Source organism: Micromonospora sp. NPDC003776 (assembly GCF_053605645.1).
The window spans coordinates 1-4,579 of record NZ_JBSGJR010000561.1; the positions used below are offsets into that span (position 1 = coordinate 1).

The window sequence follows — 4,579 nt, forward strand, 5'->3', positions numbered from 1 at the left end:
CCGTTCCGGACCGAGATCCTGCGCGGCCTGCTCGGCGCGGATCTGGTCGGCTTCCAGCAGCGGCTGGCCGCGCAGAACTTCGTCCGGCTGGCCCGCCGCCGGCAGCGACTTCTGGCGCGACCGCTGGCTTTGGCTGCTCGCCACCGTGGGCCTGCTGGGGCTGGCCGCGCTCTTCGTCACCGTGGGGGTCCGGCAACGCCGCGGGCAGCTCCGGGCACGGGTGCCCGCGCAGCGCGCCGGGGCGGGCGCCGCCACGCGTACCCGGGAGACGGCGTGACCACCGACGCGCCGGCGCGGCCGCGGTGGCGGCCGGCCCGCGCGGGCGTCCTGCTCGCCGTCTTCGTCTGCGCGGCCTGCGGCCTGGTGTACGAGCTGGCGCTGGTCGCCCTCGGCAGCTACCTGATCGGCGACGCGGTCGGGCAGGCCTCGATCGTGCTCGGCGTGATGGTCTTCGCGATGGGCGTCGGCGCCCTGGTGGCGAAGCCGTTGCAGTCCCGGGCGGCGGCCGCCTTCGCGGTGATCGAGCTGACCCTCGCCCTGCTCGGCGGCCTCTCCGTGCTCGGCCTCTACGCCGCGTTCGCCTGGCTCGACCTGTACGGGCCGGCCCTAGTCGGCACCGCGTTCGTGCTCGGCCTGCTGATCGGCGCGGAGATCCCGCTGCTCATGGTGCTGCTGCAACGCATCCGCGCGCAGTCCGCCGGCAGCGCCGTGGCAGACCTCTTCGCCGCCGACTACGTGGGCGCGCTGCTCGGCGGCCTGGCCTTCCCGTTCCTGCTGATGCCGGTCTTCGGGCAGCTCAAGGGCGCCCTCGTGGTGGGCGCGGTGAACGCGGTCGCCGGTCTCGCGCTGGTCGGCACGGTGTTCCGGACGGACCTCGGCCGCGGCGCCCGGCTCGCGCTCGGCGCCGGCTCCGTCGTGGTCGCCCTCTGCCTCGGGTACGCCTGGGTCACCGCGCACGACTTCGAGGTGACCGCGCGCCAGCAGCTCTACCGGGACCCGGTGGTGCACGCCGAGCGCAGCCGCTACCAGGAGATCGTGCTGACCCGCTCGGTGCGGGAGGTCGGCCACGCCGACACCGACCTGCGGCTGTTCCTCAACGGCGACCTCCAGTTCAGCTCGATCGACGAATACCGCTACCACGAGTCGCTGGTGCATCCGGCGATGAACGGCCCGCACGGCGAGGTGCTGGTGCTCGGCGCCGGGGACGGGCTGGCGTTGCGGGAGATCCTCAAGTACCCGGACGTGCGTCGCGTGACTCTGGTCGACCTCGACCCGGCCGTCGTGCGGCTGGCACGCATCGAGCCGCAGCTGCGCGAACTCAACCACCACTCGTTCGCCGACCCCCGGGTCCGGGTGCTCAACCTGGACGCGTTCGGCTGGCTGCGCACCGCCACGGACCGCTTCGACGTGATCGTCGCCGACCTGCCCGACCCGGACGAGACCGCCACCGCCAAGCTCTACACCGTCGAGTTCTACGCGCTGATCCGCTCGGCGCTCGCCCCCGGCGGCCGGCTGGTGGTGCAGGCCGGCTCGCCGTACTTCGCGCCCCGGTCGTACTGGTCGATCGAGCACTCGGTCCGGGAGGCCGGCTTCGCCACCGTGCCGTACCACGTGGACGTGCCGAGCTTCGGCGACTGGGGATACGTACTCGCCGCGCCCGGCACCAGCCCGCCCGCGCTCGCGCTGCCCGCCGACGCGCCGCCGCTGCGCTTCCTCACCCCGTCGGTGCTGGCGGCGGCGGCCACCTTCCCCGCCGACCGGGCCCGGCTCGACGTACCAGCCTCCACCCTGTTGCAGCCCAGGGTGCTGGAGTACGCCCGGACGGAGTGGCGCGGCTACTAGGTTTCGGGACATGTCCCCGTCCCGCCGCCTGCCGCGTCCCGGTCTGGACTGGCTGCGCCGACGGGTTCCCACCCGGGCGCTCGGCGCGGCGTCGTACCTGCAGGCGTTCGTGTTGTCCGGGGTGGTGACGGTGCTCGCCGTCCGGGCGTACCTCCAGGCCACCGGCTATCCCCGGCTCGGCGGCGGCGGCCTGCACATCGCGCACGTGCTCTGGGGCGGGCTGCTGATGGCCGTCGGGCTCGGGGTCGCGCTGGTGTTCCTCGGCGGTGGGCCACGCACCGCCGGGGCGATCGTCGGCGGGGTGGGCTTCGGGCTCTTCATCGACGAGGTGGGCAAGTTCGTGACGGCCGGGACCGACTACTTCTACGCCCCGGCGGCCGGCATCATCTACGGCTCCTTCGCCCTGCTCGTGGTGCTCACCCAGGCGGTGCGCGGCCGGACCGGCCGGACCCGGCTGAGCCCGGCGGAACGCACCGCGAACGCCCTCGACCTGGTGCTCAGCGAGCTGCCGGGCGGGTTGACGGACCGACGGCGGATCGCCGTGCTGCGGCTGGTGCAGGGCACCGGACCGGTCACCGAGGGAGCCATCGTGCAGCTGCTCGACGCGGTGCCCCGGCGCGAACCGCCACCGGTCCGGTCCTGGCAGCGCGCGGCGGACGCCGCCCGCCGCCTCGCCGCCTGGATGGCGGCCCGGCGCTGGCTGGTCTGGCCGGTGGTGGTCTACCTGGTGGTGGAACCGCTGGTGGTGGTGATCGCCGTGGTGCTCGACGCGGTGACCGGGCACCTGGACCAGCAGCGGGAGTGGGGCGCGGTCACCGGGGTCACGGTCGCCGCGCTGATCACGGCCGCCCTGACGGTACGGGCGGCGTGGCAGCTGCCCCGGGACCGGCTCGACGCGTTCCGGCTGTTCAAGCTGGCCCTCCTGGTCGACCTGCTGTTCGGGCAGATCTTCAACTTCACGGTCAACCAGTTCGGGGCGGTCTCCGCAGTCGTCCTCGACCTCTTCCTGCTCGGCGTGGTCACCGCCGAGCACCGCCGGCTCCGCCGCGAGGCCACCGCCTACCCACGCTGAGGTCCTTCGCGCGCGTCCACTGCCGATCCGACCCCGGCTGGTTACGGTGGTCGTGCTGCCAAGGGAAGGGACAATCATGGCCGATGCCTCCGCCACCCCGGCCCGCGCCCGTCCGGGCGTGGTGACGACATCCAGCTGGCTGCTCATCCTCGTCGCCGCCATCCAGGTGGTGAACCTGATCCTGACGCTCACCACGATCGGCACGGTCCGCACCGTCCTGCGGGACGCCTACCGGGGCACCTCGGTCGAGCAGGCGGCCGACTTCGCCTGGGTGTTCGGCCTCATCGGGGCCGTGGTCACCCTGCTGCTCGCGGTCGCGCTCGTGGTCCTCGCCATGATGAACAACCGGGGACGCAACGGAGCCCGGATCACCACCTGGGTGCTGGGCGGGATCCTGATCTGCTGCTCCGGCGGCGGCCTGATCAACAAGACCGCCGGCGGCATGATGGGCGGCGGTTCCACCAACGGCAACGTGCCGAGCGGGCAGGAGATCCAGCGCCGGCTGCAGGACGCCCTGCCCGGCTGGTACGGCCCGGTCACCACGCTGCTCGGGGTGCTCGCCGTGCTCGCCCTGCTGGCGGCCCTGATCCTGCTGGCGCTGCCGGCTGCGAACGAGTTCTTCCGCAGGCCCAAGCAGCCGGCCTGGGAGCCGCCGGTGCCGGGTGCCGCCTGGCCGGCGTACCCGCAGGCGCCCGGGTACCCGTCCGCGCCCGGCCAGCCGCCGGCCCCTGGTCACCCCGGCCACCCGCCCGCCCCCGGCCAGCCGGGCCAGTTCCCGCCGTCGGGCGAGGGCGGTGCGCCGGGGCCGGTGGAGCGGCCCGGGTCCGAGGAGCGCCGCGAACCGGAGCCGCCACCCGGAAGCTGACTCCCGGATAAGAGCGACGCCGACGATCCCTCCGAGTAGGTTGCAAGCCGACGCCTACCGGAGGGATCAGTCGTGTCGTACCCCGTTCAGGCCGCGCCCCGCCGTCCGGCGGCGGTGGTCTCGGCGGCGACGGTGCTGCTGCTGATGGCGGCCGGCGCCGTGGTGTACGCGATCGTCGGCCTGGCGGTGCTCGGTGGCACGGTGAGCCGGTTCCGCGACGCGGCGAGCGCCGGCGGCGCCGGGCAGCGCGAGATCGACGAGGTGATGTCGGTGCTGCGCGGCACCACGGTCCTGTCCGGCGTGGTCGGGGTGGTCGTCGGGCTGGTGCTGGTCGGGCTCGCCCTCGGCCTGCTCTCCGGTCGGCCCGGCGCCCGGGTGGGCACCTGGGTGGTCGCCGGCCTCGGGCTTTTCTGCGGTTGCTGCGGCCTGGCCGTACTGGTCGGCCAGCGGGCCGCTCCGATGCAGATCAGCGCCGACGGACGGGCCACCGCCGAGCTGTTCGGCCGGCTCGGCGACGCGTACCCGGGCTGGTGGATCCCGCTGAACGCCGCGGTCGCGGAGGCGCAGGTCCTCGGCTACCTGGTGGTCGCGGCGCTCCTGGTCACCCCGGCGGCCGGCGCCTTCTTCCGCCGCGTCCCCGTCCCCGCCGGCCCGGCGTCGGCTGCTCCCGCCCACGGTCCGGGCTCCGCGCCGTCCGCGCCGGGTCACGTGCCGCCGCCCGGTTACGGCCCGCCGTCCGGTCACGTGCCGCCGCCCGGTTACGGCCCGCCGTCCGGTTACGGCCCGGCGTCCGCGCCGCC

The 4,579-nt window shown here is 74.7% G+C and carries 5 protein-coding genes; all 5 read left to right on the forward strand.

All coding sequences use genetic code 11. The features are described from left to right. The first annotated feature begins 145 nt into the window (after window positions 1-145). Window positions 146-277 (forward strand): hypothetical protein, encoded by a 132-nt coding sequence (locus ACWEVO_RS30830; protein WP_452310984.1) that lies wholly within the window; start codon window positions 146-148, stop codon window positions 275-277. Further along, window positions 274-1,842 carry a polyamine aminopropyltransferase gene (locus ACWEVO_RS30835; protein WP_452310983.1) on the forward strand — a complete coding sequence of 523 codons (1,569 nt, stop codon included), beginning with the start codon at window positions 274-276 and terminating at the stop codon, window positions 1,840-1,842. Before ACWEVO_RS30830 ends, ACWEVO_RS30835 begins: the two co-directional genes overlap by 4 nt. A gap of 10 nt (window positions 1,843-1,852) precedes the next feature. Beyond that, window positions 1,853-2,914, forward strand: coding sequence for a hypothetical protein (locus ACWEVO_RS30840; RefSeq protein ID WP_452310980.1), 1,062 nt, complete (start codon window positions 1,853-1,855; stop codon window positions 2,912-2,914). Between the two features lie 76 nt (window positions 2,915-2,990). Continuing rightward, window positions 2,991-3,779 carry a hypothetical protein gene (locus ACWEVO_RS30845; RefSeq protein WP_452310981.1) on the forward strand — a complete coding sequence of 263 codons (789 nt, stop codon included), beginning with the start codon at window positions 2,991-2,993 and terminating at the stop codon, window positions 3,777-3,779. Window positions 3,780-3,851: 72 nt separating this feature from the next. Then, window positions 3,852-4,579, forward strand: a 728-nt coding sequence (locus tag ACWEVO_RS30850) for a hypothetical protein (protein ID WP_452310982.1), incomplete at its 3' end; no start/stop codon positions are given.